This window comes from Streptomyces montanus, assembly GCF_005786655.1.
Lineage (GTDB): Bacteria > Actinomycetota > Actinomycetes > Streptomycetales > Streptomycetaceae > Streptomyces > Streptomyces sporangiiformans.
This window is the reverse complement of record NZ_VBZC01000038.1, coordinates 1-26,254: the sequence shown is the minus strand read 5'-3', so window position 1 is coordinate 26,254 and position 26,254 is coordinate 1. Positions and strand designations below refer to the sequence as shown.

Annotated in this window: 26 protein-coding genes and 2 pseudogenes; 10 read left to right on the top strand and 18 right to left on the bottom strand. The window is 69.8% G+C overall.

Annotated features, from left to right (window positions below; translation table 11 throughout):
* Window positions 1–38: 38 nt before the first annotated feature.
* On the top strand, window positions 39–1,304 hold the full coding sequence (locus FE633_RS29610) for a molybdopterin-dependent oxidoreductase (RefSeq protein ID WP_138048251.1): 1,266 nt from the start codon (window positions 39–41) through the stop codon (window positions 1,302–1,304).
* Between the two features lie 337 nt (window positions 1,305–1,641).
* Here the strand turns inward: FE633_RS29610 and FE633_RS29600 are convergent, their stop codons facing one another.
* From FE633_RS29600 to FE633_RS29590, 3 genes are read right to left on the bottom strand one after another with little or no spacing between them, the layout of a single operon-like run.
* The gene (locus FE633_RS29600) at window positions 1,642–2,433 is read right to left on the bottom strand and encodes a class I SAM-dependent methyltransferase (RefSeq protein WP_138048250.1); all 792 of its coding nucleotides are present in this window, start codon (window positions 2,431–2,433) and stop codon (window positions 1,642–1,644) included.
* The gene (locus tag FE633_RS29595) at window positions 2,430–3,053 is read right to left on the bottom strand and encodes a TIGR04282 family arsenosugar biosynthesis glycosyltransferase (RefSeq protein WP_138048249.1); all 624 of its coding nucleotides are present in this window, start codon (window positions 3,051–3,053) and stop codon (window positions 2,430–2,432) included. The genes FE633_RS29600 and FE633_RS29595 overlap by 4 nt, the downstream gene beginning before the upstream one ends.
* Complete coding sequence (locus FE633_RS29590; protein ID WP_171060170.1) at window positions 3,050–3,772, bottom strand: glycosyltransferase family 2 protein; 723 nt, start codon at window positions 3,770–3,772, stop codon at window positions 3,050–3,052. Before FE633_RS29590 ends, FE633_RS29595 begins: the two co-directional genes overlap by 4 nt.
* 126 nt (window positions 3,773–3,898) lie before the next feature.
* Between FE633_RS29590 and FE633_RS29585 the strand changes: the two genes are divergently transcribed.
* Both FE633_RS29585 and FE633_RS29580 read left to right on the top strand, forming a co-directional pair.
* The gene (locus tag FE633_RS29585; RefSeq protein ID WP_138048247.1) at window positions 3,899–4,666 is read left to right on the top strand and encodes a response regulator transcription factor; all 768 of its coding nucleotides are present in this window, start codon (window positions 3,899–3,901) and stop codon (window positions 4,664–4,666) included.
* 2 nt (window positions 4,667–4,668) lie between these two features.
* On the top strand, window positions 4,669–5,784 hold the full coding sequence (locus tag FE633_RS29580) for a sensor histidine kinase (RefSeq protein ID WP_138048246.1): 1,116 nt from the start codon (window positions 4,669–4,671) through the stop codon (window positions 5,782–5,784).
* A gap of 30 nt (window positions 5,785–5,814) precedes the next feature.
* Here FE633_RS29580 and FE633_RS29575 read toward each other — a convergent pair whose 3' ends face one another.
* The 3 genes from FE633_RS29575 to FE633_RS29565 all read right to left on the bottom strand — a co-directional run bounded on the left by FE633_RS29575 (window position 5,815) and on the right by FE633_RS29565 (window position 7,709).
* Window positions 5,815–6,816, bottom strand: coding sequence for an NAD-dependent epimerase/dehydratase family protein (locus tag FE633_RS29575; RefSeq protein ID WP_138048245.1), 1,002 nt, complete (start codon window positions 6,814–6,816; stop codon window positions 5,815–5,817).
* A 105-nt stretch (window positions 6,817–6,921) separates the two neighbouring features.
* Window positions 6,922–7,251 (bottom strand): TfoX/Sxy family protein, encoded by a 330-nt coding sequence (locus tag FE633_RS29570; RefSeq protein WP_138048244.1) that lies wholly within the window; start codon window positions 7,249–7,251, stop codon window positions 6,922–6,924.
* An 11-nt stretch (window positions 7,252–7,262) separates the two neighbouring features.
* Window positions 7,263–7,709, bottom strand: coding sequence for an SRPBCC family protein (locus tag FE633_RS29565; RefSeq protein WP_138048243.1), 447 nt, complete (start codon window positions 7,707–7,709; stop codon window positions 7,263–7,265).
* 375 nt (window positions 7,710–8,084) lie between these two features.
* Here FE633_RS29565 and FE633_RS29560 point away from each other — a divergent pair, with 375 nt between their 5' ends.
* Window positions 8,085–8,636, top strand: a complete 552-nt coding sequence (locus FE633_RS29560; protein ID WP_425473243.1) for a TetR/AcrR family transcriptional regulator — start codon at window positions 8,085–8,087, stop codon at window positions 8,634–8,636.
* 253 nt (window positions 8,637–8,889) lie between these two features.
* Here the strand turns inward: FE633_RS29560 and FE633_RS29555 are convergent, their stop codons facing one another.
* Together FE633_RS29555 and FE633_RS29550 are read right to left on the bottom strand one after the other, a co-directional pair.
* The gene (locus FE633_RS29555) at window positions 8,890–9,081 is read right to left on the bottom strand and encodes a hypothetical protein (RefSeq protein ID WP_138048242.1); all 192 of its coding nucleotides are present in this window, start codon (window positions 9,079–9,081) and stop codon (window positions 8,890–8,892) included.
* Window positions 9,082–9,103: 22 nt separating this feature from the next.
* On the bottom strand, window positions 9,104–9,421 hold the full coding sequence (locus tag FE633_RS29550) for a hypothetical protein (RefSeq protein WP_138048241.1): 318 nt from the start codon (window positions 9,419–9,421) through the stop codon (window positions 9,104–9,106).
* Between the two features lie 148 nt (window positions 9,422–9,569).
* Here FE633_RS29550 and FE633_RS29545 point away from each other — a divergent pair.
* The 4 genes and pseudogenes from FE633_RS29545 to FE633_RS29525 all read left to right on the top strand — a co-directional run bounded on the left by FE633_RS29545 (window position 9,570) and on the right by FE633_RS29525 (window position 12,894).
* Window positions 9,570–10,459 (top strand): annotated as a pseudogene (locus FE633_RS29545) (DUF5655 domain-containing protein).
* Window positions 10,460–10,880: 421 nt separating this feature from the next.
* The gene (locus tag FE633_RS29535) at window positions 10,881–11,324 is read left to right on the top strand and encodes a hypothetical protein (protein WP_138048240.1); all 444 of its coding nucleotides are present in this window, start codon (window positions 10,881–10,883) and stop codon (window positions 11,322–11,324) included.
* 66 nt (window positions 11,325–11,390) lie between these two features.
* Complete coding sequence (locus FE633_RS29530) at window positions 11,391–12,056, top strand: nitroreductase (protein WP_138048239.1); 666 nt, start codon at window positions 11,391–11,393, stop codon at window positions 12,054–12,056.
* Between the two features lie 178 nt (window positions 12,057–12,234).
* Window positions 12,235–12,894, top strand: coding sequence for an MSMEG_1061 family FMN-dependent PPOX-type flavoprotein (locus FE633_RS29525; RefSeq protein WP_138048238.1), 660 nt, complete (start codon window positions 12,235–12,237; stop codon window positions 12,892–12,894).
* A gap of 620 nt (window positions 12,895–13,514) precedes the next feature.
* Here the strand turns inward: FE633_RS29525 and FE633_RS29520 are convergent.
* From FE633_RS29520 to FE633_RS29505, 4 genes are all read right to left on the bottom strand, one after another.
* Window positions 13,515–14,585, bottom strand: coding sequence for a hypothetical protein (locus FE633_RS29520; protein ID WP_138048237.1), 1,071 nt, complete (start codon window positions 14,583–14,585; stop codon window positions 13,515–13,517).
* Between the two features lie 293 nt (window positions 14,586–14,878).
* Window positions 14,879–15,577, bottom strand: coding sequence for a hypothetical protein (locus tag FE633_RS29515; RefSeq protein ID WP_138048236.1), 699 nt, complete (start codon window positions 15,575–15,577; stop codon window positions 14,879–14,881).
* Between the two features lie 590 nt (window positions 15,578–16,167).
* On the bottom strand, window positions 16,168–16,584 hold the full coding sequence (locus tag FE633_RS29510) for an endonuclease domain-containing protein (protein ID WP_171060169.1): 417 nt from the start codon (window positions 16,582–16,584) through the stop codon (window positions 16,168–16,170).
* Between the two features lie 55 nt (window positions 16,585–16,639).
* Window positions 16,640–16,915, bottom strand: coding sequence for a hypothetical protein (locus FE633_RS29505; protein ID WP_138048234.1), 276 nt, complete (start codon window positions 16,913–16,915; stop codon window positions 16,640–16,642).
* Window positions 16,916–17,369: 454 nt separating this feature from the next.
* On the opposite strand from FE633_RS29505, the gene FE633_RS29500 reads away from it, so the two are divergent.
* Complete coding sequence (locus tag FE633_RS29500) at window positions 17,370–18,029, top strand: DUF1707 SHOCT-like domain-containing protein (protein ID WP_138048233.1); 660 nt, start codon at window positions 17,370–17,372, stop codon at window positions 18,027–18,029.
* A 95-nt stretch (window positions 18,030–18,124) separates the two neighbouring features.
* On the opposite strand, the pseudogene FE633_RS49860 reads toward FE633_RS29500, so the two are convergent.
* Window positions 18,125–18,283, bottom strand: a pseudogene (locus tag FE633_RS49860) (ATP-binding protein); the annotation flags it as partial.
* Window positions 18,284–18,327: 44 nt separating this feature from the next.
* A complete protein-coding gene (locus FE633_RS29490) occupies window positions 18,328–19,500 on the bottom strand; it encodes a magnesium and cobalt transport protein CorA (protein WP_138048232.1) in 1,173 nt (390 codons plus the stop codon).
* A gap of 222 nt (window positions 19,501–19,722) precedes the next feature.
* On the opposite strand from FE633_RS29490, the gene FE633_RS29485 reads away from it, so the two are divergent.
* Window positions 19,723–20,838: a winged helix DNA-binding domain-containing protein gene (locus tag FE633_RS29485; protein WP_138048231.1), complete on the top strand. Its 1,116-nt coding sequence runs from the start codon at window positions 19,723–19,725 to the stop codon at window positions 20,836–20,838.
* A gap of 16 nt (window positions 20,839–20,854) precedes the next feature.
* Here FE633_RS29485 and FE633_RS29480 read toward each other — a convergent pair whose 3' ends face one another.
* From FE633_RS29480 to FE633_RS29465, 4 genes are all read right to left on the bottom strand, one after another.
* Window positions 20,855–21,565 carry a LysE family translocator gene (locus FE633_RS29480; protein WP_138048230.1) on the bottom strand — a complete coding sequence of 237 codons (711 nt, stop codon included), beginning with the start codon at window positions 21,563–21,565 and terminating at the stop codon, window positions 20,855–20,857.
* A 151-nt stretch (window positions 21,566–21,716) separates the two neighbouring features.
* Window positions 21,717–22,508 (bottom strand): S1 family peptidase, encoded by a 792-nt coding sequence (locus FE633_RS29475; RefSeq protein WP_138048229.1) that lies wholly within the window; start codon window positions 22,506–22,508, stop codon window positions 21,717–21,719.
* A gap of 207 nt (window positions 22,509–22,715) precedes the next feature.
* Window positions 22,716–25,745 carry a helix-turn-helix transcriptional regulator gene (locus tag FE633_RS29470; RefSeq protein ID WP_138048228.1) on the bottom strand — a complete coding sequence of 1,010 codons (3,030 nt, stop codon included), beginning with the start codon at window positions 25,743–25,745 and terminating at the stop codon, window positions 22,716–22,718.
* Between the two features lie 138 nt (window positions 25,746–25,883).
* Window positions 25,884–26,254: response regulator transcription factor (locus FE633_RS29465; protein WP_138048227.1), on the bottom strand; the 371-nt coding region annotated here is incomplete at its 5' end.

The following is a 26,254-nucleotide window of genomic DNA, read 5'->3' as shown; positions in this document are numbered from 1 at the left end:
CACCCCTGTACAGGCAGGTTCCTGCCTAACGTCGGAACATGCCCGACCAACGCCTGCCTTCCTCCCCCGGATTCTGGCGCAGTCCCCTGCGCGGTCCGTGGTTCACCTCGGTCCTCGGTGTCGTGATGCTCGTCGGGATCACCGTGCTGTTCGTGACCGGGCTGCTGTCCTACGCCGCATACAACCCCGACCTGTCGCCGGTCAACGACAAGACCCCGGACAAGGGACTGCTCGGCTTCTACCTCTTCTCCTGGCCGACCGATCCGTCCTGGCTGTACCGGCTCAACCAGGGCGTCCATGTCACGCTCGGGATCACGCTCGTCCCTGTCCTGCTGGCCAAACTGTGGTCGGTGGTGCCCAAGTTGTTCGCGCTGCCGCCGGCCCGGTCGCTCGCCCACGCCCTGGAGCGGATCTCGCTGCTCCTGCTGGTCGGCGGCGTGCTCTTCGAGTTCGTGACGGGCGTTCTCAACATCCAGTTGGACTACGTCTTTCCCGGTTCCTTCTATCCGCTGCACTTCTACGGGGCGTGGGTGTTCTTCGCCGCGTTCGTCGTTCACGTGGTGCTGCGGGCGCCGGCTGCCGTACGCAATCTGCGTCGCATGAGGGAGGGGAAGGGCCCGCAGGAGGAGGCCGGTATGGAGCCGGACTTCCCGTTGGTCTCCCCGCGGCCTGAGGAGCCCACCGTGTCGCGGCGCGGGGCGCTGTGGCTGGTCGGGGGTGGTTCGCTGCTGTTGTTCGGGACGACCGTGGGGCAGAACTTCGACGGTCCGTTGCGGCGGACGGCCCTCCTTGCGCCGCACGGGGGTGCCGATCCGGGCAGTGGCCCGGGCGGCTTCCAGATCAACAAGACGGCCGCGTCCCGGGGGATCAGCGCCGCCGAGACGAGCGAGGCGGCGTGGCGGCTGGTCGTCAGGGGGCGCTCCGGGACCGTCCGGTTGAGCCGGGCCGAGCTGCTGGATCTGCCCCTGCACAGTTCGGCGCTGCCCATCGCCTGCGTGGAGGGCTGGTCGACCTCCGACCAGTGGTGGCGGGGCGTACGGCTGCGGGATCTCGCCGCCATGGTGGGATACGACGCGGACGCGGCGCCCGACGTCCTGGTGGAGTCCCTCCAGCGCCGAGGAGCGTTCCGCTCGGCGGCCCTGCGCGCCAACCAGGTGCGCGACCCACGTTCCCTGCTCGCCCTGGACGTCAACGGCGAGCCGCTGACCCCCGACCACGGCTACCCGGCCCGCATCATCGTCCCCGCCGCTCCCGGCGTGCTGAACACCAAGTGGGTGGCCCGGATGACGTTCGGCGACCTCTGAGAGGACTTCCGATGAGACCTGTGACGCGCATCCGTGCCAGGGCGGGCAGCCCGCTCCAACTGCTGCTTCTGGCCTGCTCGTTCGCGTTGGCCGGTTATGCGGGTGTGCGGCTGCTGGCGGACGACTGGGTCCAGGTGGCGGTGTGGTTCGTGGGGGCGGCGCTGGTCCACGACTTGGTGCTGCTGCCGCTGTACGCGGTGGCGGACCGCGCGGTCATACGGTCGCTCGGTGCGGCCGGCCATCGGGAGTGGGCTCTGTACGTCCGTGTGCCGGCTGCTCTGTCCGGGCTGCTCCTGCTGGTGTGGTTCCCGCTCATCAGCGGCCGGGTGGCGGACCACTACCCCTCGGCGACCGGCCTGTCCGGAGACGGCTTCCTCGCCCGCTGGCTGCTGATCACGGCCGTGCTCTTCGGCGGCTCGGCGCTGCTGTTGGTGCTGCGGCTGTGGCTGCGGCTGCGCAGGGCGACGAAACAGCGGCCGCCGACCGACCACTGATCGACGGTACGCCAGCCCAGCGGGCGGGCGTACCGGAGCAGCGCCGGGGTGCCGAGCCGGGCCCAGGGGAACATGGCGCCGGCGGTCCCCGGGGTATCGGTGCCGCGCACGATGTGGACGTTGATGCGCTCGTCCACGTCCACCGGGACCGTCTCGGCGAGCAACAGGCCACCCGGCAGCAGCAGTTCGGCCAGTCTGCGGAGCAGGGCGTGAGGGTCGCCGCCGATGCCGAGGTTCTCGTCCAGGAGCAGGGCGGTGTTCCACCGGCCCTCGCCAGGGAGCGGTTCGAAGACCGAGCGCCACAGGGCCTGCCCGCCGAGGCCCAGGGTATGGGCGACGGCGGCCTCGTTGATGTCGATGCCGAGCGCGGTCCGGCCCCGGGCGGCGAGTTCCGCGACCAGTCGTCCCGGTCCGCACCCGACGTCGAGCACCGCACCCTCGCACCGGTCCAGGATCCGCAGGTCCACGGCGTCGGCGGGCCCGCACCACCGCTCGACGTCCAGCGGCAGCAGCCAGCCGTCGCTGCGGCGGAGGAAGAGCGGTCCGTGGCCGGTCCGGAGGGCGTCGGCGTAGGGGTCGGCGGACCAGCTGTGCTGCGCGGTGTCCCGCGCTCTCACCTCGTGTGCCGTGCTCATCGGCGGGCGACCGCCCGGAGCCGGGTCAGCTCTGCGGCGAAGCAGCTGTGTGGCGCTGTGGCGGCTACCGCTTCGGCGTCGTCGGCGGTGTCGACGTCTCTCAGGCGCGGCAGGTCGCGCACGCGCAGTCCTGCGGCGACGAGCCGGGCGCGCTGCTCGGCGCCGGTGGTGGGCGTCGACATCGGGACCCCGCGCAGCAGCGCCGGGTCCGGGTGGGCCAGCCCGAGCGCCCAGAAGCCGCCGTCCTCGGCCGGCCCGAAGCAGGCGTCATACCCATACCCGTCGAAACCCAGGGTGAGCAGCTCCTGTGTCACCTGCGGGGTGTCCATCCCGATCAGCAGGGCCGGACCGTCGCAGCCGGCGAAGGCCGCCGCCAGCCGCTCGTCGAGGCCGCCCACGCACTGCGGTACGACGTCGAAGCCGGGCGGCAGCCAGGGCCCGGTCTCTCCGTCGAGGACGAGGACCCGGCGCCGTGCGGGTGCCGCGGCCACCGCTCGCAGGGTGTCCGTGAGGGCCGCCTCGGCGAGCGCCGCGGCCTCCTCGGGCGTGAACGGCGGGGTGAGCCGGGTCTTCACCCGCCCCGGCCGGGGCTCCTTGGCGATGACGAGCAGGGTGGTCATCGGCGGGTTCCTCCTCGCGCTCGCGCTGCGGTCGCTGCGGGTGTGACGGGCTGCTCGGCCAGGACGCGACTCATGTCCCGTACCGCCTGCCAGGTGCCGCGCCAGGTGCCCGTCACCTTGGAGGCTCCGGACCGCGGCAGATACGGGACGTCGTGCTCGGTGACGCGCCAGCCCGCGTCGGCGGCGCGCACGACCATCTGCAGGGGGTAGCCGCTGCGCCGGTCGGTCAGGCCGAGGGCGAGCAGTGCCTCGCGGCGGGCGGCCCGCAGCGGGCCGAGGTCGTGCAGGCGCAGTCCGGTGCGGCGGCGCAGCATCAGTGCGAGCGCGATATTGCCGGCCCGCGCGTGTGCGGGCCAGACGCCCCGGCCCTGCGATCGGCGCCGCCCGAGCACCAAGTCGGCCTCGCCGCCCCGCACTTCACGCACGAACGGCACGAGCAGGGCCGGGTCCAGGGAGGCGTCGCAGTCACAGAAACACACAGTCTCGGCACTCGCGGCGGTCAGCCCCGCATGACCGGCGGCGCCGAAGCCGCGGCGGGGCTCGTGGACGACGGTCGCGCCGAGTTCCCGGGCGATGTCGGCCGAGCCGTCGGTGGAGCTGTTGTCCACGACGAGGGCGCGCCAGCCGGGAGGGATGCGGTCGAGCACCCAGGGCAGGGCTTCGGCCTCGTTCAGGCAGGGGAGGACGACATCGACGTCCTCGGGTGCGGAAGAGGTCATCACGGTTTTCACCCTACGAACGCGAATGGCGCATATCGGACTTCGGCTCCTTACGAAACACGGACGTCCGTGCCTGCCGGCGGCTGGAGCGCGACGCGGAGCAGCGCGCAATGCGAGGCTGGCCGTATGCAGCAGCCGTACGAGCCGACGGCGGACAGATCCGCCGGTGGCGACAGAACCGGTCGCGGGGCCGGGGCCGCCCGCGTCCTCGTTGTCGACGACGACCCCACGGTCGCGGAGGTCGTCTCGGGCTACCTGGACCGCGCGGGATACGTCGTGGACCGGGCCGGGGACGGGCCGACCGCACTCGCCAGCGCCACCGTGCACTGGCCGGACCTGGTGGTGCTGGATCTGATGCTGCCCGGCATGGACGGCCTGGAGGTATGCCGGCGCATGCGCGACCGCGGCCCCGTGCCGGTCATCATGCTCACCGCCCGCGGCGACGAGGACGACCGCATCCTGGGGCTGGAGGTGGGCGCGGACGACTACGTCACCAAGCCGTTCAGCCCCAGAGAACTGGTGCTGAGGGTGGAGTCGGTCCTGCGCCGCACGCGGCCCACCGCGGGCGTGCGCCCCCTGGACTCGGCCGGCCTCACCGTCGACCCGGCCGCGCGCCGCGCCACCAAGAACGGCGGCGAACTGGCCCTCACCCTGCGCGAGTTCGACCTCCTCGCGTTCTTCCTCCGCCATCCGGGCCGGGCGTACAGCCGCGAGGACCTGATGAACGAGGTGTGGGGCTGGGACTTCGGTGACCTCTCGACCGTCACCGTCCACGTCCGACGACTGCGCAACAAGGTCGAGGACGATCCCGCCCGGCCCCGCCTGATCCAGACGGTGTGGGGCGTCGGCTACCGCTTCGATCCTGCCGGCACTTCCGCCCAGGGCGAGGAGTGACCATGAGCGACACCCTCCTCATCGCCGTATACGCCTTCCTCGGCGCCGCCGCGGCCGGACTGCTCGGCGCGGGCACACTGTGGCTGCTGCGCCGCCGCTCACTGACCACCTCACTGACCGTGGTGGCCGCCGTCGCCGTGACCGCGATGCTCGCGGGCACACTCGCCGTGGCACAGGCGATGTTCCTGTCCGCGCACGACCTGACCGTGGTCACGACGGTGGTGGCGATGGCGGCCGTCGTCTCCCTGGCCACCGCGTTGCTGCTGGGCCGCTGGGTGGTCGCGCGCAGCCGCGAACTCACCCTCGCCACCCGCTCCTTCGGTGACGGCGGCGACTTCACGGCACCCGAGGGTCCCGCCACCGCCGAACTGTCCGCGCTCAGCCGCGAACTGGAGGCCACCAGCGCGAAGCTCGCCGAGTCCCGGGAGCGTGAACGCATGCTGGAGTCCTCCCGCCGGGAACTCGTCGCATGGATCTCGCACGACCTGCGCACCCCTCTGGCCGGCCTGCGCGCGATGGCCGAGGCGCTGGAGGACGGCGTAGCCGCCGACCCGGGCCGCTACCTGCGCCAGATCCGTACCGAGGTCGAACGCCTCAACGACATGGTCGGCGACCTCTTCGAACTCTCCCGCATCCATGCCGGCACCCTGGCTCTGTCGCCCTCCCGGATGTCCGTCTACGACCTGGTCGGCGATGCCCTCGCCGGGGTGTATCCGCTGGCCCGCGAACACGGGGTGCGCCTCGTCGGGGACCGTGTCGAGCGGGTCCCGGTGGAGGTGGACGGCAAGGAGATGAGCCGCGTCCTGGGCAACCTCCTGGTCAACGCGATCCGCCGCACTCCCACGGACGGCACCGTCATGGTGGCCGCCGAACGCCTGGCCGACGGAGTGGTGGTGCTGTCCGTGACGGACGGCTGCGGCGGCATCCCCGAGGAGGACCTGCCCCGCGTCTTCGACACCGGCTGGCGTGGCACGCACGCCCGCACGCCTCCGGCGGGCGCAGGGCTGGGCCTGGCCATCGTCCGCGGCATCGTGGAGGCCCACCAGGGCAGCGCCACCGTACGCAACATCCCCGGCGGCTGCCGCTTCGAGGTGGTGCTGCCCGCGGCCGCTTCCTGAAACGGGCAGCACCACCGGTCCCAGACGTACTTACGAGCCACGCATCCCGGCCCGCGCGAACTCCCGCATCCCCTCCACAAAGGCGACTTCGGGCTTCCAGCTCAGCTCGGCCCGCAGCCGCGACGAGTCCGCCGTGATGTGCCGGACGTCCCCGAGCCGGTACTGCCCGGTCACGACGGGCTCGGGGCCGCCGTAGGCTGTGGCCAGCGCTCGCGCCATCTCCCCGACCGTGTGCGGTTCACCGCTGCCGGTGTTGTACGCGACGAGGGCTCCGGCGGCGGAATCTGCCTCGAGCGCCGCCACGTTGGCCGCCGCCACATCCCGTACGTGCACGAAGTCCCGCCGCTGCCGGCCGTCCTCGTACACACGCGGGCTCTCACCCCGGGCGAGCGCCGAACGGAAGAAGGAAGCGACCCCGGCGTACGGGGTGTCCCGTGGCATCCGGGGGCCGTACACGTTGTGGTAGCGCAGGGACACCGCCGCCCCGCCCGTCGACCGCGCCCACGCGGAGGCCAGATGCTCCTGGGCGAGCTTGGTCGTCGCGTACACGTTCCGCGGATCGGCCGGTGTGTCCTCCCCGACCAGCCCTGGCGACACCGCCTCCCGGCACACCGGACAGCGCGGCTCGAAACGCCCGGCCGCCAGATCGGTGACGGCCCGAGGCCCCGGCCGCACCACCCCGTGCCGCCCGCAGGTGTAACGCCCCTCCCCGTAGACGACCATCGATCCGGCCAGCGCCAGCCGCCGCACCCCCGCCTCCGCCATCGCCGTGAGCAGCACGGCGGTGCCGAGATCGTTGCGCGAGACGTACTCCGCCGCGTCAGCGAACCCCGTGCCCAGCCCGACCATCGCCGCCTGGTGGCACACGGCGTCCACCCCGGACAGGGCGCGGGCAACCGCCTCCCGGTCCCGCACGTCCGAGTCGGGGTCGTCGCGCACGTCGAACACGACGGGCTCGTGCCCGCGCGCCTGAAGCGCCTCGACGACATGGGACCCGATGAACCCGGCACCGCCGGTGACCAGTACACGCATGCGCCCACGTTAGGGCGGCGCCTCGCCGCACCACGGGAGCGCGCCGACCACGTCACGAGTCCGTAAGACAACGCGCACACCCCGGCGAGAAGGCTGACCGACGTACTACTTGGGTGGCAGACTCTCGGCGAAGGCGCGTCCCTCGTCGATCCACCCGCCGAGGACGTCATCCTCCGTGAGAGCGGTCCCGGCGACGAGGATCCAGCCTCGCATCGGGCGACCGGTCATGTCGAAGACACGCGTGCCGGGCCGGGCCAGTGCCGCGTCGGTGTTGTCAGCGCCGACCCGCACCATGAGATCGTCGCCGCTCACGCCCACGACCATGTTGCCGCGGTGCAGGAAGGCAATCCCGCCGAACATGCGCTTTTCCGTGATGTCCGGATCAGCGCCGAGCCGTTGTCTGACCCGTTCAGCCAGTCCTTCGTCGTACGCCACGAAGGTTCCTCCTAGTGCCTGGTGAGGCGGTGCTCGAGGTCGCGCAGGTCCTTGTCGATGGAGGAGCGGACCTGGCGGGCCAGGAGAGGCGCGGCCAGCCGGTAGAAGCCGCCCCCGCCGCCCTGGACGCGAATGCGGGCAAGGGTGCCGCTCGGGTCCGGCTCGAAGGTGTAGGTGACGTGCATGGGCATGGGGCCGACGACGGAGATCATGTCCAGTAGCCGAGGCGGCTCGTACGCCGCCACGCGCAGGACGTAGTCGATGCGTCGGCCGAGGAAATGCGCTGTTCGGGTGATCTCGGCGCCCACGCCGAAGCCGCCCTCGTCCGTCTCCCGGGTCAGCTCCGCGGTGCGGATGCCCTGGGTCCACTCGGCGTCATGGCGCCAGTCCATGGCGTACTCGGCCACCCGTTCGGGCGGGAGCGGGATCACGCGCTCCGCGGACACGTCGATCGTCATCGTGCTGCTGCCTTGCTTCGCCCGACCGGGGATTGGGGAGTGAGTCCTGGTGCTGCGTCCAGGATCCTCGACATGCGTGGCGGGCGCACGACGAGCTGGCAGACGCCGGGCAGAGGCGTCGTGTGGCCGTGCGTCGAAACGGGACAATTCGCGATTTCCGCGAGACGCTGCCGCCCGAGGCGGCGCGCAGTGCCGCCTCCCGAACCTGTCTGCCCTCCTCCCCGGGAGTCACCACGGGAGTACCACCCGCCCCGTCCACTGACGACGGTTACCGCTTCGACGACCTGCGCGCACTCTTCATCAACTGCACGCTCAAGCCATCCCTCCAGCTCAGCCACACCCAGGGGCTCGTCGACAAGAGCCGGGCGATCATGGATGCGCGGGGGGTGTGTGACCACGGAGCTCGTCCGCGCGGTCGACCACGTCGTGACGGCGACCGGACTCAACCGCTCCAGCCTCTACGCCACGTTCGGCGGCAAGCAGGACCTCTACCTCGCCGCCTTGCAGCGTTACGTTGAGCAGCGTTCCCGGCTCGTACTCCGCCGTCTGGCGGACGACGAACGGGGACTGCCCGCGATCTCGGACTTCTTCACCGGCTTGATCGAGACACGTTGCTCCGGGGAGTACGCGGGCTGGGGCTGCATGGTCTCCAACGCGCACGCCGGTGCGGAGAACAGCGCCCCCGAGGTCCGGGCGATTCTCGAGGGCCATCATCAGGAACTGAAGCGCGGGATGCATGCGGCCCTGAGCACAGCCGAGGCCCAGCGGCAGGTCGCTACCGGTACCGATCTCGAAGCCGCCGCCGAGCTTCTGGCGCTGCTTGCATACGGCGTGAACCTGCGCTCACGAGCCGGGGCCGAGCCCCGAACCCTGAAGCGGACCGTGGCCATTGCGCTGGATTCGATCGGCGCGATACGAGCTGTGTGACCGGGATTGACGAGGTGACCGGGATTGACGAGCCTGCGAAGGAGCCGGGGCCAACGCGCAGTTCAACCCCGGTCGGTCTGGTCGCCGTCGCCTCGGCGGCCTTTTCGTCGGACGGCCCGGTGTCGATGGCGGATCGGCGGTTGTCGGATCACCAGCGACCCGAACGGTGTGAGGAACTCCGCCGACAGGCGCAGCGACCGGTGAGGAACCGCGCTGCGCACCATGACCGCCGTGAACATCATCCGTGGCAGGCTCAGGACGCGGGCCTGCCGGTCGGTCCTGCGCAGGCACAGGCTGTCGCCCAGGCGGACCGGCCACACCCCTCCGTCATGGTGATGCTGCCGTGGACGCACACCGAGCCCGGCGCGTATTCCTCGAAGTAGTGGTACTCGACCGGCGCGGCTGAATCCGCGGTGCTCAGCGTGGTGGTGGCGGGTGCTGTCACTCGCGGCACGACAGTCGGCCGCCTATGACAGTGAGTCGATCCATTCCTCGAGGTGGCGTACGTGCCGGGTGAGCAGGTCGGGATCACGGAAGGCGTTGGCCAGGAGCGCGCCGCCCTGCACGCCGGTGAGGAGGTGGACCGCGCACGCACGCGGGTCGTCCGTGTTGAGCTGGCGGAACTGGTCCTCCGCCCAGTCGAGGACGAGGCTCATCAGCTTCGCGGCCTCGGGGCCGAGGTCGTCCTCGCGGTTACCGAGGTCCGTGCAGAGGGTGCCCAGTGGACAGCCGTGGCGGGCGACGACGTCGCGACCGGTCCCGGGGTGACTGCGGCGCTTCTGCAACCTGAGCCCGATGATGCATCACGTGGAGTGCGTGGCGATTCTGGAGCCTGCTACGAAGGGCGTCTTGCCTGCGGTTTTGCTCGTGTCCCTCGCGGAAACAATCCTGCCCCTCCCTGACGTTCTCGATCTTCGAGCCGAAGAGGGGAAGGTGTCGGGTCTGAAGCTGTTCCACACGACGGATGGCGGCGTGACTGAGGTCGCGCCGCGTCTTGCTGAGGTCGAGGCAGACGTACAGGGCCTCGTCGAGGCGCACATGGAGACGATGCTGGGGGTGCGGTTTCTGGCGAGCGAGTACGTCATCGACTGTGTTGACGGCGGGCGGATCGACTCGCTGGGGCTCGACGAGAACGGGGCGCCGGTGATCGTGGAGTACAAGCGCGGCACCGACGCGGGGTAATCAACCAGGGCCTTTACTACATGTCGTGGCTGATGGCCCACAAGGACGCCTTCCGGAACCTGGTTCGCGACCGGCTCGGGGCGTGGGCCGCGTCCCAGGTCCTGTGGAGCGCACCCCGGTTGATCTGTGTCGCCGGCGACTTCACCCGCTACGACGTTCACGCGGTACGCGAGTACCGGCGCAGCATCGACCTGGTCCGCTACCGCTTCTTCGGCAAGGACCTGATTGGTCTTGAGACCGTGGCTTCCGTCAGTGGGAGCACGCCGGCCGTCAAGCGGGTTCGCCGGCGCGCGGCCGGGCTGCCGCCGGTCCGCGGGCTCAGTGGGGCGCTGGCGGAGCTGGCGGAGGCGGTTGATGAGGTTTTGCTCGGCCTCGGGGACGGCGTCAGCCGGGTGCAGCGCAAGCAGTACCGCGCGTATCAGCGCCTGCGGAACTTCGCCTGTGTCTGCCCGCCGCAGAAGACCAAGCTCCTCGTCTACCTCAAGGCCGACCCGAGGGATGTCGACCTCGTGCCCGGCTTCACCCGGGACGTGACAGAGCTCGGCCACCACGGCACGGGCGACCTGGAGTTGCAGTTGCGCTGCGAGCGGGACGTGGAGCGGGCTGTGGACCTCTTCCGCGCGAGCTACGCGGCGGGGTAGCCGCCGCGCGCGGCTGTGATGCGGACCCGTACGGGACTGCGAGGCTGTGGATGTTGTGGTGGTGATGCCTTCCGACGTACGGGCAGGTGGTGGCGGTGGACTATCAATGATGCGGCGTTGTCGCTGCTTTCTTTGCGTGTCTCACATGCCTCATCTCCCGTTGATCGGTTGTGGGGTTAGCTCGCCGGCGCCAAGTCCGCGAGCGCACCGCTGACCGGGCTGTGTGACAGCGCCCGCTGCCCGCAGGCCACCCACCACCTCGTTCACCGGCCCATCTGGCAGACGGCAGCCGACAACGGCACTGCACTGCTGAGCAGCCCTCGCATTCCGGCAGGGGAGAAGACCCGCCTGCGTGCGGAGCAGGAACGTTCGCAGCACGTCCTGGAAGAAATCGACAAGGCCAGCAGAAAGGCGAAATGACATGGCCCTCACCGCAGAACAGCGCGATCAGGCAGAACGGCGGGTCCGCGCGGCCATCGACCGTCTGCTGGCCGGGCAGATTCCGTCCGGTGGGGCCTGCGACGTCAAGACCCTAGCCCGCGAGGCCGGCATCTCCCGCGCAGCTCTCTACCGGACCTGGGGACATCTCAAGGACGAGTTCGAGCAACGACGTTCCACCGCCCGGGCCGCCGGCCAGCAGCCCGACCCGCGCGAGGCTCAAATCCTCCGCCTGCGAGCACACAACCAGCGACTCACCAGCAAACTCGCCCGCACTCACACCGAACTCGCCCAGCTCAAGGAACGCCATCAACTGGCCCTGTCGGCCCTGGCCGCCCAGGACGACGAACTCCAGCGGCTCCGCCGCCAGCTGAGCACAATCAGCCCCACCGCCCCTGCAGGCGTCGTCCCTCTGCCCCGCCCATGAACTCCTCCGGCGCGTGCTCAAGAGGGTAGAGAGGTGGTTGTCGTTGAGTGAGAGGACGAGAACCACGTGGACGTGTATGAAGCTGTGGACAGTCGGCGGGCCGTGCGGGCTTTCAGCGATGAGCCGGTACCCAAAGAGGTTCTCGAACGAGTGCTGACCGCTGCCACGCGGGCTCCGTCGAGTGGAAATCTCCAGCCGTGGCATGTCTATGTCGTGGCCGGCGATCCCTTGGCCGAACTGAAGAAGCGTGCGACGGCCAGGGCGCTTGCGGGAGATCCGGGCGATGAGCGGGAGTATCCGATGTATCCGGCCGAGCTGCCTTCGCCGTATCTGGACCGCTTTTCCGCTGCGGCCGCCCAGCGGTACGAAGCGCTGGGAATCGAGCGCGACGACCCCGACAGGCCCATGAAGATCGCCGCCTTGAACTCGGGGGCGTTCGGAGCGCCGGTCGTGCTGTTCTGCTACCTCGACCGGACGATGGGGCCCGGGCAGTGGGGAGATGCGGGGATGTACTTGCAGACGGTCATGCTGTTGCTGAGGGCGGAAGGGGTGCACAGCTGTCCCCAGGTGATGTGGACGATGTATCGCAAGACCGTCAGCCAGATAGTTGGAGCCGATGACGGGCTCGTACTGTTCTGCGGTGTCTCGGTGGGCTTCGAGAAGGAAGGCGTGCCCCGGCCGCGTACCGGGCGAGCGGATATGACGGAAACAGTGAGCTTCATCGGAGTGTGACCGTCAGGCAGTCAAGATCTGCAGGACAGCCTATGAGCCCCCCTTGGCCCCTAACGGGCTGACCCGCGTTTGATCTCGGGGCGTGTTGGCCCGCGGGTTCGGCTGGGCGCGACCGTCTCTATGGCCCCGCACTCACCGACCAAGATCAGTCGCAGGTCGGCCCTTTAGGGTCGGTGGCATGACGACATCCCTTGCCAGCAGTGCCTTCGACTCGCTCCGCCTCGACGCCGTGCCCGATCAGGACACGTTGCGCCGGGTCTACGAACTGCCCAAGGACACGGCCATACGCAAGCAGATGACCGAACTCACCGAGCAGACCCGGCGGTTGATCGGCTGCTCATCGCTGGTCCTGGTCGCCAGCGCGGACGCCGAGGGCAACTGCGACGTTTCCCCGCGCGGCGGCCCCGCCGGGTTCGTTGCCGTCCTGGACGCACGGACGGTGGCGATACCGGACGCGACCGGCAACAAGCGTCTGGACACCCTGCAGAACGTCATCGCCACCGGACGGGCCGGGCTACTGTTCGTCATCCCGGGGCGCACCACGACGCTCAGGGTGAACGGCCGGGCCTGCGTCTCCACCCGCCCGGAGCTGCTGTCGCAGCTGACCGCCGTGGGCAAACCTCCGGCCAGTGCGCTGGTGCTGGGGATCGAGGAGGTCTACCCGCACTGCCCCAAGTCGCTCCTGCGCAGCGGGGCCTGGAAGCCGGAGCAGTGGCTGTCGGCGGACGCCCAGCCGACCTCGGCCGAGGTGACACTGGCCCAGCTGCGGATGCCGGAGCTGACGATCGCTGACATCGAGCAGGCGGAAGCAGACTCGCTGAAGTACCGGTACGAGTAACGGGCCGACCTGCGCTAACTGAACCACCAGCCCGTCGAATCCCCGGACCAGCACCCCCCAAGATCAATCGCGGGGCGGCCCGAAATAGAGGCGGTCGTGCCCGGCAACTCGTAGAGGCTGAGATTCCAAACGCTTCACCCGCACGGATGAACCTCGCCCCGGCACACAGCCGAGACACGTGATCTCCGCGTCTTCGACGCCGAGATCACGGCGCAGACCATCCCGACGAGACACTACGGAAGGTGACGCCCGATGCCCCGATAACCCAGAGATCACCGGTTTGGCTAACCGGCGATCTGCGGCTATATTCCGCCCCTCGGCCGCCGCGTTGATGCCTGGGCCTGAGCGGTCGGGCCAGCCGGCGGGGGGGCTTGTGCCAGAAGGTGTCGGTGATTCCCGGTCGTACGGCCTCTGGGGTCACGAGTGGAGGGCTCTGCGGGGGGTCCGCTGCACCCAACCGCAGTTGGTCACTCGGGACGGCCCTGCCGGTCCGGAGGCGGAACGGACAGTGGCCAGTACGTCGTGTCTCGCTTTCCCTCGAGTGCGGCGAGCAGGACGTCCTCGGACAACTGCAGGGCCGGGGCGCAGTGCAGGTTTGGCCAACCGACTAACCGCCTTGCTCATCCGTTTCGGTGGCGGTTATGGATCGGTTCGGCGCGCCTGCGGCTGAGGTGGGCGGGGATGGGCTGATAGAGCCGCCGACGCTCCGCGTAGTCCGCCAGGTCGGCCTTGTAGAACTGCGCCCTGTCGCCGGACCGGCGGGAGAAGCGGATTTGGAGCGCGCCGGGTTGTCCGGTGCTGCTGCGGGCGTAGAACCGGCAGCCCCAGTAGGACTCGGGTGGAAGGCCACAGCAGCAGTCCAGTTCCGTACCGATGATCAGCAGGCCGCAGTCCGGGTCGGTCAGCAGATTGGTAAAGCCCTCGTGGTAGCAGGGCATGTTCGCGCCGGGTTCGTTGATGTATTCGATGATCCATTCCGAGCCGCCGTCTTCGGTGAGGTTGGTCCACGCCGTGGTGCTCAGGGGCACGCCGATGGTCCGCAGCAGTGGGGCGCGGCGTAGCAGGCCGCTGGTGAGCCAGGCTGAGGGTTTCTTGCGGTAGTGGTGCCGGCCCAGGACGGTGCAGGTGGCCGGTTCACGGTAGGCCGCTTCGCTGCGTTGCCACTGGTGGGGGCTGTGCTCATGGCAGTAGCGCCTTCCGTCCGCGTCGTTCTCTTCTCGTTGGAGGGGCAGGGCGGCGTACCAGTCCTCGGCGGGGACGCCCAGGATCATGAGCGAACCCGGCATTCCGATCCGTCGGATGTGAATACCGTCGTCGTCCACGGTGAAGCGGGCTCCCGGGATGCCGCGTACCTCACCGTGCTCGTCGAAGCAGGGGACGAGATTGCGGATCAGTTCCTTTGCCATGGATTCCGAGGCGACGGACTGGGCGACGTCGTTCTCGAAGGTCAGGACGAGGCTGTCGGGGTGCGCGTCGGTGGATCGGATGCCCCACGGGTTGCGGGTATCGATCATCGGCCAGGCGTGGCCTGACAGGACGTAGCTCTCCAGGACGGCCTGGCTGGGGTGCGCCTCGGGGATCAGTGGTGATGTGGGTGGGAGGGACTTCACCCGCTTGAGGGCATCGGTCCAAGTCATCCCGGTCGCCAGTTGGAGCTTTTGGGCGCGTCGTTCCACACGGGTGCTCTTCACGGAAGGCTTTCCGCCGCGTTGCCTGTCCCGACCCAGGATGCGCGGCTGTCCTCCGCGGTGCACGTGTCCGTACTTAGATGCGACGCCAGCCGAGTTGGCTCCTCTCGGCACGCCCCGTCGGGTGGGCGCGCCGCACGTCGGACCTCGCTGGGCCCGTGCGACGCACCCTACGCACCTGGCAGGCGCAAGGTCCGTCCCCGGAACGGGCCGCTGGACATTTTCACGGAGACGGCCTAGCGCGTGCCGCTCCGAGGACCGACGACGGGGGCGGACTGACTGCCAGCTGCCCAGCCCTATGGGGCGCCCAGACTGCAGAAGCCGGCGAGGACGCTGGGGGACAGGCCGCTCGTGAATCCCGCGCGGGGCATGCGGCGGAGAATGGCCTGCCAGAGTTCGGGCGGCAGGCGGGAGGGAGGCCGTTCCACTGTGGCCCGGAGTTCAAGCGCGGCCGTTTTGCCGGGGTCTTCGAGGACGAACTGCTGGTCGTTGCCGTAGTTTTGGTCCGTGTCCCCCCGGAATCTCTTGAGCAGGAGGGGCAGACCGCACACGGGGTCCACCAGGGCCGCCACGATGTTGTGCGGCCCCGGTCCTTGCTCGCGGGCATGCGAGGACCGCAGGACAAGCCGTGCCACGTCGAAGGCCGCGCCGCGATGGCCGTCGACCAGGAACGTGTTGGCGATGGTGTGCAGGAGCGCAGCACGCCGGAGCAGGCCGCTGCTCAGCCAGGCCCCGCGTTGCGTCACCCGGACGTAGTGATCATTGTCGTCTTCCCATTGAGCGTGGTGCTCTCGCTCTGCCGGCGTCCAGGTGTGCGGCGAGGAGCGCCAGCACAACTGCATGCTGTCCGGGTCGATCCAGTTGGAGAGCGTTCGTGCCTCGGCGCTGCGCCAGACGGTGGCCGGTAGTCCGGTCAGCCGCAGCCGGGCGGGCTCTCCCAGGACCTGCAATTCGATCGCTGTCCGATCCCGTCGCGTGATACGCAGGCCGGGCACGCCCTGCACCTCGTGGCCCGGGGCGTACGAGGGCAGGAGGTTGAAGAGGATTTCAACTGCCCGCTCTTCGCTCTCTACACCAAGGGCGATGACGTCTGACTGGGGCTGAACCGCGGTGATCCCAAGGGGGAAACGGGTGTAGATGTTCCGGAACTCCAGGAGCCCAAGCAGTACGCGGGCCTCAAGGCGCTGTTGAGCTGGCGAGGCCGCCTGTGGAATGGGTGATTGGCCGTCCTGAAGTACATCCACCGCCCGGCGGGCCTGTTGGACGCTCTCGCCTGTGCAGAGGCGTCGGAGCAAGGCAACGTCTTGGTGCAGTGCGCTCATGGGTCTCCTGCACGTCTCGGCCCAGGACGTACGGAATCGAGATCCGGTGGGAAGCGCGGTGGTTCGTTGGATGACCGGTTCACCCGAGCGTGGAGGACCAGGGCCGAATCGTCTCCGGGGAGCGGTGGTCAAGCCGCGTTTGCATCGTAGGTCACACAGCCACGCTGGGCGGTGGCTCGGTGGACTTTCCGGCCTTCGATCACCCTGAAGGGGGACAAGTCCTTGCACGGGCACTGTCACGTGCTGTCAGCGCCATGATTGCGCTACCCGGCCGCAGCTTCGAGGGCGTCGGCGAACTTCCGGTCCATAAGGAACGCGTGCGATGTCGGCAGGTACATGTTGTCCCTGCCCTTGATCACTTCGGCCTCCGGCCGCTGGGCCGGAGGGTCGGTGAGGTAGGTGTTGAACAGTGCGCTGTCGCGCATGTGCGCCGGGAGACGCTCGTAAGCAGGGAGGTACTCCATGTTGCACTGGCGGCACAGCAGACCCCGTACGCAGTTCCCGCACGAGGAGCCGGGCCCACAGCAGGTGTGGTCGTGGTCGATGTGCCAGTTGGACGCCTTCGTGTGCGGAATTCCGAAGTCGTCCTCTTCTTCGTTGTCGCCGCACAGCGCAATCGCGAAGTTCTGTACGCGCAGGACGGCGTTGAATCGGGCGATCGTCAGCCCGTAGCGCCACATCCGGCGTTGCAGTTGTCGGCACCGCCGGCATACGCGCCCGCGCTGAGGTTGCTGGTCACAGGGCTGGTGTGGGTGGGCATCGGGAGTGCCGCTGCTTGCGCGGCGCGTCCAGGTCATCCCGCAGGATCTCGTCGATCGTCGCCTTGAACGGATCCAGGCGCGAGATCCGGGGTGGAAGCTGGTTGCGCGGCGCCGGCCACACCGACTCCAGCGCCATCGCGACCGTCCTGCGGCCCACCCCGTACTTGGCCGACAAAGCCCTGCTGGACAGCCCTTCGACCCGAGCGTCATGGCGTATCGCCGCGTAGAACTCGACCTTCGAATAGGGCACTTGAGCCACCCAGGGCTAGCTGATGCACTCCGATAGTCCCACCGCAAGGCCCCCAGTGGAGTCAGAACTCACCGACATCAACTGTCCGCTGACAGCACTGGAGTCAAAACCCACCCACCACTGGCCTCAAGACTGACCTACAAAGCCACGCTGCCCTGACGCTGTTCAGCGGTTCCAGCATGTTGGTCTGCGGTGATCCTGGTTGGTGAAGGTTCTGCGCATTTCGGACGCGCTGAAGCGGCCTCGGGAAGCGGTGTGAACGGGCCTCTGGAGTGCGGTTGTTGTCGCGACCGGGCCTCGGCATGATGGACGTCGCATGTCGTGAATCGCCGCTGACCATCGCCTCTCCGTGATGGGACCCAGCCGGGATCCATGTCGCGATATAACGCTAGTCTTCTGCATGCGTCGCTGCCTGCGTCGCGCGGAGACGTTCGACGGGACCAGGATGGGAAGCATGTCGGGAGAGATTTCGCCCACCGGGAAGCACTCCGGCCCCAGCTCGTCGCCCGGGCTGCGAGCCTCTCATGCCGACCGGGACCGGGTGGTGGATGTGCTGCGTATCGCGGCGGGGGACGGCCTGCTGACCGCGGACGAGTTGGACGAGCGCCTGGAAGCTGCCCTGTCGGCGCGGACTGTTAGTGAACTGACCGCGCTCACCGCCGACCTGCCGCCCGTATCGGCTACGGCTGGCGCGACTGTGCCAGAGGTCAAGGACGTAGTTCGGATCGAACAGGTCCACAGCGGCGCGGTCGAGCGCGTGGGGCGCTGGGTGGTACCGCGGAGGCTGGAGCTCGCGGTGACGTACTGCGAGGTGACACTTGACTTCACTGACGCAGTGATCACGCACGACACCTTGCGGATCGACGTGGCCATGACGGGGAAGACCCTGACGCTGGTCACGAGGCCGGGCATCGTGGTCGATACGGATGGTCTGCAGCTGGTACACAGCAGGGTCAAGTACCGTCAGACTCCGACGAACCCTGATACGCCGGTCACTCTGCGAGTGGAGCTGGTCGGCCAGAAGGCCCACGGCCGCGTGGTGGTGCGGCCCCGGCGTCGGACGTTCGGGCAGTGGCTGCTGCGCAGGCCAACGTCTCGTTCTGCAGGCGCTTGACTCCATCGTTGTGAACTGGCGGCGGGGCTGGCCGCTGAGGTCTCTTGTACGGGGCGACGCTCGCGTATTGCGGTGTTGTTGCTGAGCGAGCCTGGTCAGCTCGACTGCTCAGTCTGGTTGGCTTTGCTGTGGGCGAGCCTGTAGGACTCAGTACCAGTCTCGATCAAGGTGGCGTTGAAGGCGCGCCTGTCCACGATCGCCGCGCAGAGCCGCGGGTCGGTGAAGGTGCGGCTCCAGGCAAGGTCGCTGTCGTTCCCGGTGTCCTGGTCACCGCCGTCGAACCCGCCGGTCCCAGAGCTCAGAGCCAATCTCGCCGCTTGAAGATGACGTACAAACTGGTACAAACAACCGCCATAAGGGCGATCGAAAGAGGGTATCCGAATACCCAGTGCAACTCCGGCATGTGCTCGAAGTTCATGCCGTAGACCGTCCCGACCAGTGTCGGAGCGAACAGAATCGCCGCCCAAGAGGAGATCTTCTTGATCTCCTCGTTCTGTTCGAAGCCCGCCTCCGCCAACGCCCGCATCTCCGCGTTCTGTTGCTGCGTGACCAGCGTCGCGTTCACCGTGAGGATGTCGGCGAGGCCCTGGCGGAAGCCGTCGACGCGTTCGCTGGTGTGGGTGACGTGGTCGGCGACGTCGCGGAGGTAGCGCTGGAGTTCCTCGTCGGTGTCGTACTTGGCGAAGCCCGCCATCAGGCTGTGCAGCATGCCGACCAGAGGGCGGGTGGCGCGCTGGAACTCGACCATTTCGCGGGAGAGTTCGTAGATGCGGCGGGAGACCTCCGGGTCGCCGCGGAAGACCTCGGTCTCGATCTCGTCGATGTCGTTCTGGACGCCGGCGACGACCGGCAGGTAGCCGTCGACCACCGCGTCCAGGATCGCGTACAGGACCGCCTCCGGGCCCAGCTTCAACAGTTCCGGTGTCTCTTCCATGCGGCGACGGACGGCCGAGAGGTCCGGCGCCGCACCGTGCCGGACCGTGATCACGAAGTCGGGGCCGACGAACACGTGCAGCTCGCCGAAGTCCACCTCCTCCGGAGCGTCGAGATAGCGGGCGGCGCGCAGGACGACGAACAGAGTCTCGCCGTAGCGTTCCAGCTTGGGGCGCTGATGCGCCTCCATCGCGTCCTCGACGGCGAGCGGGTGGAGGTCGAACTCCTCGGCCAGCGACAGGATTTCGGCCTCCGTCGGACGGGCCAGACCGATCCACGCCATGCCGTCCCGCTGCTCGCGCAGCTCACGGAAGGTCTGCGCGAGTGAGCCGGGCGTGGAGACGCGTACCCCGTCGCGGTAGAGGGCCGCCTCGACGACGCTGGCGACGGCGGGCTCCGCGGCGGTCGCGGCAGGCGGGGCCGGACGGGTCTTCGGCGGCTCCCCGGACGGTGGGGCCGACGGAGTCATGGCGCGCCGCCACACCGGCTTCCGGCTGCTCTTCGCGGCGGGTACGGGGCGGACTCGGCGCTCCGGCATCGCGGCTGCCTCCCGTGTTCGAAGGTCTGTGGCTCTGACTCGCAGGTTCTGTCTGGCTCGCGGTTCTGTCTGGCTCTGGCTCTGTCTGACTCTGTCTCTCTGATCACGGGCAGGATATACGGGTCAAATGACCTCGCCATGAGGGCCGGCTGGGGAGTCGGGTAGGAGATCGGCAAGGTTTGCGGACAGAAGGTGTCCGCAAGTCCGGCTAGCGTGCGCAGCATGACGAAGACCTCGACCGCCCCTGTGCTGAGCGTCCGAGCGCTGAACCGTGCGACTCTCGAGCGGCAACTGCTCCTGCGTCGCGCAGCCCTGTCCGCGAAGGACGCCGTCGAGCACCTCGTCGGTCTGCAGGCGCAGAACGTGAAACCGCCGTACTACGCGCTCGCCGCCCGGCTGGAGGGCTTCGACCCCGAGGAACTGTCGGCGGCGATGGGCGCCCGCGAGGTCGTACGCATCGTGACCCTGCGCTCGACCATCCACACGCACACCGCCGACGACTGCCTCACGCTGCGGCCGCTGGTGCAGGCCGCCCGCGAACGGGAGTTGTACGGCTTCCGCGACGGGCTCGCCGGGGTCGACCTGGACCGGCTCGCCGCGATCAGCCGGGAGCTGGTCGAGGCCGAGCCGCGCACCATGAAGGAGTTGCGCGAGGCGCTGCTCGTCGAGTGGCCCCACGCCGACCCGCAGGCCCTCTCCATCGCGGCCCGCTGCCGGCTGCCCCTCGTCCAGGTCACGCCGCGCGGGATGTGGGGCAGGAGCGGCCAGGTCGCGCTCACCACCGCCGAGCACTGGCTCGGCCGCCCCGCCGAGCCCGCTCCCGCACCCGACTCGACCGTGCTGCGCTATCTCGCCGCCTTCGGCCCCGCCTCCGTCAAGGACATGCAGACCTGGGCGGGCCTGACCCGGCTGCGCGAGGCCTTTGAACGCCTGCGGCCCCAGTTGATCACCTTCCGCGACGAGAACGGCGTCGAACTCTTCGACCTCCCGGACGCGCCCCGCCCGGACGCGGACACCCCCGCACCACCTCGCCTGCTGCCCGAGTTCGACAACCTGCTCCTCTCGCACGCCGACCGCTCCCGAGTTGTCCCCGCCGAGTACAAGGGGCGCAGCTGGCAGGGCAACCAGGCGTACCGCACGTTGCTCGTGGACGGATTCCTCAGGGGCGTGTGGCGGCTGGAGGAGTCGCGCGACCGCGCCGTGCTCACCGTCGAGCCGTTCGACCCGCTCACCAAGGGTGAGCGTGACCAGGTCGTCGAGGAAGGGGAGCGGGTGCTGTCGGTGCTGAGCGCGGCCTCCTCGCACGACATCCGGTTCGGCAGCGTCGTACGCGCCTGAGGGTGCCGGTGGAATCTCAGTCCGCCCGGCCCGTCGCCGCGACCGTCACGCCCAGCCCGATCATGGTGAAGCCGCCCGCGCCGCCGATCATCGACAGGCGGCGGTCCGAGCGCGCGAACCAGGTGCGGGCCGCGGCCGCGCTCAGGCCCCACAGGGTGTCCGTGACCAGGCCTATGGATATCGGCACCAGGCCCAACAGGAGCATCTGCAAGGGCAGTTGACCGGCAGAGTGGTCCACGAACTGGGGGAGTACGGCGGCGAAGAAGACGATGCCCTTGGGGTTCGTGACGCCGACGACGGCGCCGTCCAGGACTGTCCGCAGATCGCCGCGCGCCGCACCCGCCGATCCCGCCGCACCCGCCGATCCCGTCGGGCCTGCCGACCCCGTCGCGTCCGGCGACCCCGTCACCCCCGCCCCGATCGGCGAGGCCTTCAGGTCCTTGCGGTGGCGGAACGCCTGGACGCCGAGGAACACCAGATACGCGGCGCCCGCCAGCTTGACGGTCAGGAAGACCGCGACCGAGCGCTCGACGAGCGAGCCGATGCCGACGGCCACCGCCACGACCAGGACGTACGAGCCGATCACGTTCCCGAGCGCCGTCGCCACCGCCGTGCGCCTGCCGTGGGCGAGTGCGCGGCCGATCACGAACAGCACGCTGGGGCCCGGAATCACGATCACCAGCAGCGACATGGCCGCGAAGGCCAGGAAACGATCCGTGGACACCATGTCCGTCACCCCCTCGGCAACCCATTCAAGCAGCCGGCAGTGACAACGTGTCCAGGCCTGAACGGGGGGCGGCGGACGGCACATGGATAGGGGGCGTTGCGAACCGCTCGTGGCGGACCGCAACGCCCCCTGGCGTTACCTGAGAGGGTGCTCAGGAGTTGATCTGCGTCGTCACCAGCGACGAGAAGGTCGTCAGCCGGGTGTAGACGCCGGGCGAGCCGGCGGCCGCGCAGCCGTCGCCCCACGACGTGATGCCGGCGAGCCGGCCGCCGATGACGAACGGGCCGCCGCTGTCGCCCTGGCAGGTGTCGGTGCCGCCCTGCGTGTAGCCCGCGCACACCATGTCGCTCGCGACGAACCGGGAGCCGTACGAGGAGGAGCAGGAGGAGTTCGAGACGGTCGGGACCGTAGCGGTGCGCAGCTGGTTGGAGGAGGAACCGTTCGAGCTGGTGGTGCCCCAGCCGAGGATGCGGGCCGTGGTGCCGGCCGCGTACACGCCGGTGTCGGAGGAGGAGACGTAACCGATCGGCGTGTACGGCATGGAGGTCGACAGGGTGAGGACGGCGACGTCGTCGCCCTCCGTGGCGTCGGTGTAGTCCGGGTGGATCCATATCTTGCTGACTCTGGCCACCGTGCCGTTCGTGCCGTTGCGGTAGGTGCGGCCGCCGACCACACGGACGCTGCTGGTGGTCTCGTCGACCATGCAGTGGGCGGCGGTGACGACCTTGGTCGCGGAGACCAGGGTGCCGCCGCAGAACTGGTTCTGCGAGGAGTCGGTGATCTGCATGACGTACGGGTACGCGGACGCCGTGGTCGTCGAGCCGCCGACGATGGGCTGGGGAGCGGCGTTTGCGGTGGTCGCGCCGAGCAGGCCGGTCGTCGTGGCGGCGGCGACCGCCGCGGTCACGACGAGGGCCTTTTTGGCAAGGGTGAGCCCGAACATGGATCTCCTCAGGAGTGCCGGTGGGGGGTGCACTGTGGGGGGTCTGTGGTGCGTGGGGGTGCGACGGCCTGCGGGGCGTGTCCCACGCTAGAAGCGGACCCGTGCTCTCCCCAATGAGGGAACCCCCTGCGGGAGTTGGCGAGGGAAAACCCTCGGTTGCCCACCGCCATCCCTTTTGGGGCCCTCAGGTCAGCGGGGTCCTCAAGGTCATCCAGTCCGCTTCTGTCCCGCCGCCAACCGCACGATGTCGACCCGTGAGCGGATCCCCAGTTTCCGGTAGACCCTGGTGAGGGTCGCCTCGACCGTCTTCACGCTGATGAACAACCGTGCGGCGATCTCGCGGTTGGTGGCCCCTTCCAGGACGAGCGAGGCGACCTGACGTTCTGTCGCGGCGAGCTGGTCGAGTTCCGGGCAAGCATTCCGGGCGGCCGACGAGGCGGGGGCAACCCCAGGGGCCGGGGATGCCCCGGGAGCCCCGGATGACCCGGATGACCCGGATGACCCGGAAGCCACGGAGGGTGCGGGGGCGGCTGAGTCAGTCGGCGCCCCCGACGCCGTGCTGCTGGTGGACGTGGAGTCCGCGGAGGCGGAAGAGGCGGCAGGACCGGTCAAAGCCCCAACAGTCGCCTCCAACTGGCGTAGCCACGGCGCGGCTTGGCACCGCCGGAACAGCCGCGTCGCCTCGTCGTACGCGCTCGCCCCCGTTCCCGGCCCGGACCCTCCCCCGGCCCCCGCCCCCTGCGCCCGCTCCACCCGCAGCCGCGCCAACTCCAAAGCGGCGCGCGCTTCTTCGAGTCCGTACCCCAAGCGTCCGAGCCGGGCCTGGGCCGAGGCCAACTGCTGGGCCGCCGCCTCGTGTTCGCCGTGCGCGGCCTTCACCAGGGCCTCGGCACGGTCCAGTACGGCGAGGACGCTGGCGCGCCCGAGCCGCTCCGCGTGCTCGCGCGTGGCGTCGATGACGTCCTGCGCCTCCGTTGGTTCGCCGATTCGGATCAGCGCCTCGGCGAGGTCGCCGTGCCAGCGGCCCCGTGCGGGATCGAAGATGCCGAGCCCCTGCTCCAACTCCCGTGCCCTGCGCAGCGACTGCACCGTTCCGGCGGCGTCCCCGGCCACGAGCCGGGCATGGCCGAGCGCGCCCAGCGCACGTGACAGATAGATCAGGTCGCCGTCCTCCTCGGCGCGGCTGACCGCGTCGCCCGCCAGGGCGAGCGCCCGGTCGAGGTCGCCGCCCGCGGCCTCGGCGAGGGAGGTGAACATGTTGCCCGCCGCCTCACCGATCCCGGTGTCCCGTCCGAGCCGCAGGCTCTCGTGGGCGAGGGCGAGCGCTCGGCCGCAGTGTCCGGAGCGCAGTTCGGTCTCGGCGAGCCCGCGCAGGAAGTGCACCTCGCTCTCGACCATGCCGCGCCGCCGCACATCGCTCAGCAGCCGGGTGATCGTCGTACGTGCCTCGGTGAGCTGGTCGCTCATGATCTGCCAGCGGAACCGGGTGGCGCCCGCGCCGTTGTGGTCGCAGGCCACCCTCGGGTCCTGCGGTTCCGTGAGTGCCCGTTCGACGGTCGCCAAGGCATCGGGATGCCCCATCAAGGTCTCCATCTGGGCCTGGAACGACAGGGCGAGCAACTCGGTGCTGCGGTCGCCGGCGGAGGCGGCGAGCCGCGCGGCGTGCGCGGCCTCCTCCCGGCCCTTGGCCATCTCTCCCTCGACGAGCAGCGCGCGCCAGGCCAGTTGGTACCGGACGAGGGCGAGCAGCCGCGGGTCGTCGCCCGCGTCCGCGAGGGCCTGCGGGAAGACGGCGTCGACCTCGCTCATGGCCTGGCCGGCCGCGTCGATCACGACCATCCAGGCGCGCACCCGGACCGCCGCGTCGGTCGCCCGGTCCAGTACGTCGCGGGCCACTTCGCGCGCGAGGTCGATGTCGCCGGAGGTCAGCGCGTCCTCGGCGGATCTCAACCGGCGTTCGTCCGCGCCGGGTAGGGCGCCGGGCGGGGTGTGCCGGGCCGCGAGCATCCCGAGCTGGGCCGCGACCGAGGGTGCGCCACGGTCTCGGGCCAGTGCCGCGGCCTCGGAGAGCCGTGCGGCGACACGCTCGTCCTTTCCGGTGGTGGCCAGGGCCAGATGGCGCGCACGCTCGATCGGGTCGGAGGCCGCCGTGGACAGCGCGGAGTGGGCGGCCCGCTGCTCCTGGGGCGTCGCCTGCGCGTACAGCGCCGCCGAGACGAGTGGATGCGCGAACCGTACGGCCCCGTCCTGGCCCTCCGGTCCGTTGGTCGCCACCAGTCCGAGCGAGGCCGCGAGCGCCGTCTCGGCCTCGGCGTTCGTACGGCCCGCGGCGTGCAGCAGCGCCAGCGTGGGGCGTGCTCCGGCGCTCGCGACGAGCAAGGTGCGCCGGGCCTCGGTGGACAGCAGGTCGAGGCGGCTGAGGACGAGTGCGCGCAGCGAGGTCGGCACCGGCAGCGGCTCGCCGGGGCGCGGCGGTGTCGGGCTCTCGGCCAGGGCGCGGCCGAGTTCGAGCGCGAACAGCGGGTTGCCGCCGCTGGTGAGATGGATGTCGCGGACGGTCGAGCGGCGCAGGCCGGTGTAGCCGCGGGCGGCGAGGAGCTCGGAAACCTGCGGGTGGGAGAGGGGAGCCAGGCGCAGGGCGAGCGACTCCGGAGGATACGCGCGTAGATACGGAACGTGTTCCTGCTCCTTCGGTTCGGTGCCCGTACGCACCGCGCCGAGCATCCGTACCGGCAGCCCGCCGAGGCGACGGGCCGCGAAGCCGAGCAGCTCCGCGCTGGGCGCGTCCAGCCACTGGAGGTCGTCGGCGACGAGCAGGACCTCGCCCTTGGCCGCGAGTGCGCGCAGTACCGACAGCACCGCGAGGCGCAGTGCCAGACCGCCCTGATGCAGGGACGATTCGGCACGGCCGGTGAGCGCCGCTTCGAGAGCGGCGCGCTGCGGGGCCGGCAGCGCGTGCGCCACCCCGTCGGCGACGAGACCGAGCAGATCGACGAGGGCGAGGAAGGGGAGGTGCGATTCCGACTCGGTGGCCGAGCAGCGCAACACGGTCCGGGCTGATTCGGCGTATTCCGCGGCCAGTGCCCGAAGGGCGGTCGACTTTCCGATTCCGGGCGGACCGTACAAGAGGACGCTGCCGCCGGAGGAGAGCTGCTCACGTGCCCGTGTCAGCAGCTCGTTCCGGCCGATGACCTGGTCGGAACGGGGTCTGACAGGATCTTCGAAATCCCGCCGCACGCGGACCCTCCCTCATGTCGTGTTCGGTTCAATATTAAGCAAAGACCTCCTGAATTTCGGAGGGGTGCACCGTGAGGGAAATAACAGAGTTTTGGTATACGGGATTTCAGAGCGCGCGTGCGTGAATGGCTCCGGACTTCAGGGCAACAGCCCGGCCCGTCGCGCCGCCACCACTGCCTCCAGCCTCGTGTGCGCCCCCAGCTTGCGCATCGCCGAGCGCAGATACGCCTTCACCGTCTCGGACCGCAGACCGAGCCGATCCGCGGCGGCGGCGTTGGTCGTCCCGGCGGCGACGAAGGCCAGGACGTCCAGTTCACGCGGGGAGAGGCGAACCCCGTGGGCCACGGGCGGCGAGGCCGGCGCGGCGGCCAGCGTGTCGCACACCGCGAGGAGTTCGGCCCGCAGCGCAGGGTCCTCGACACGCGGTGCCAGCGCCCGCAGCGCCCCGTGCGCCTCGCGGACCTGCTCCCACGCCGCGCCCGAGGCGGCCTCCGGCCCCCGCGCCGCCG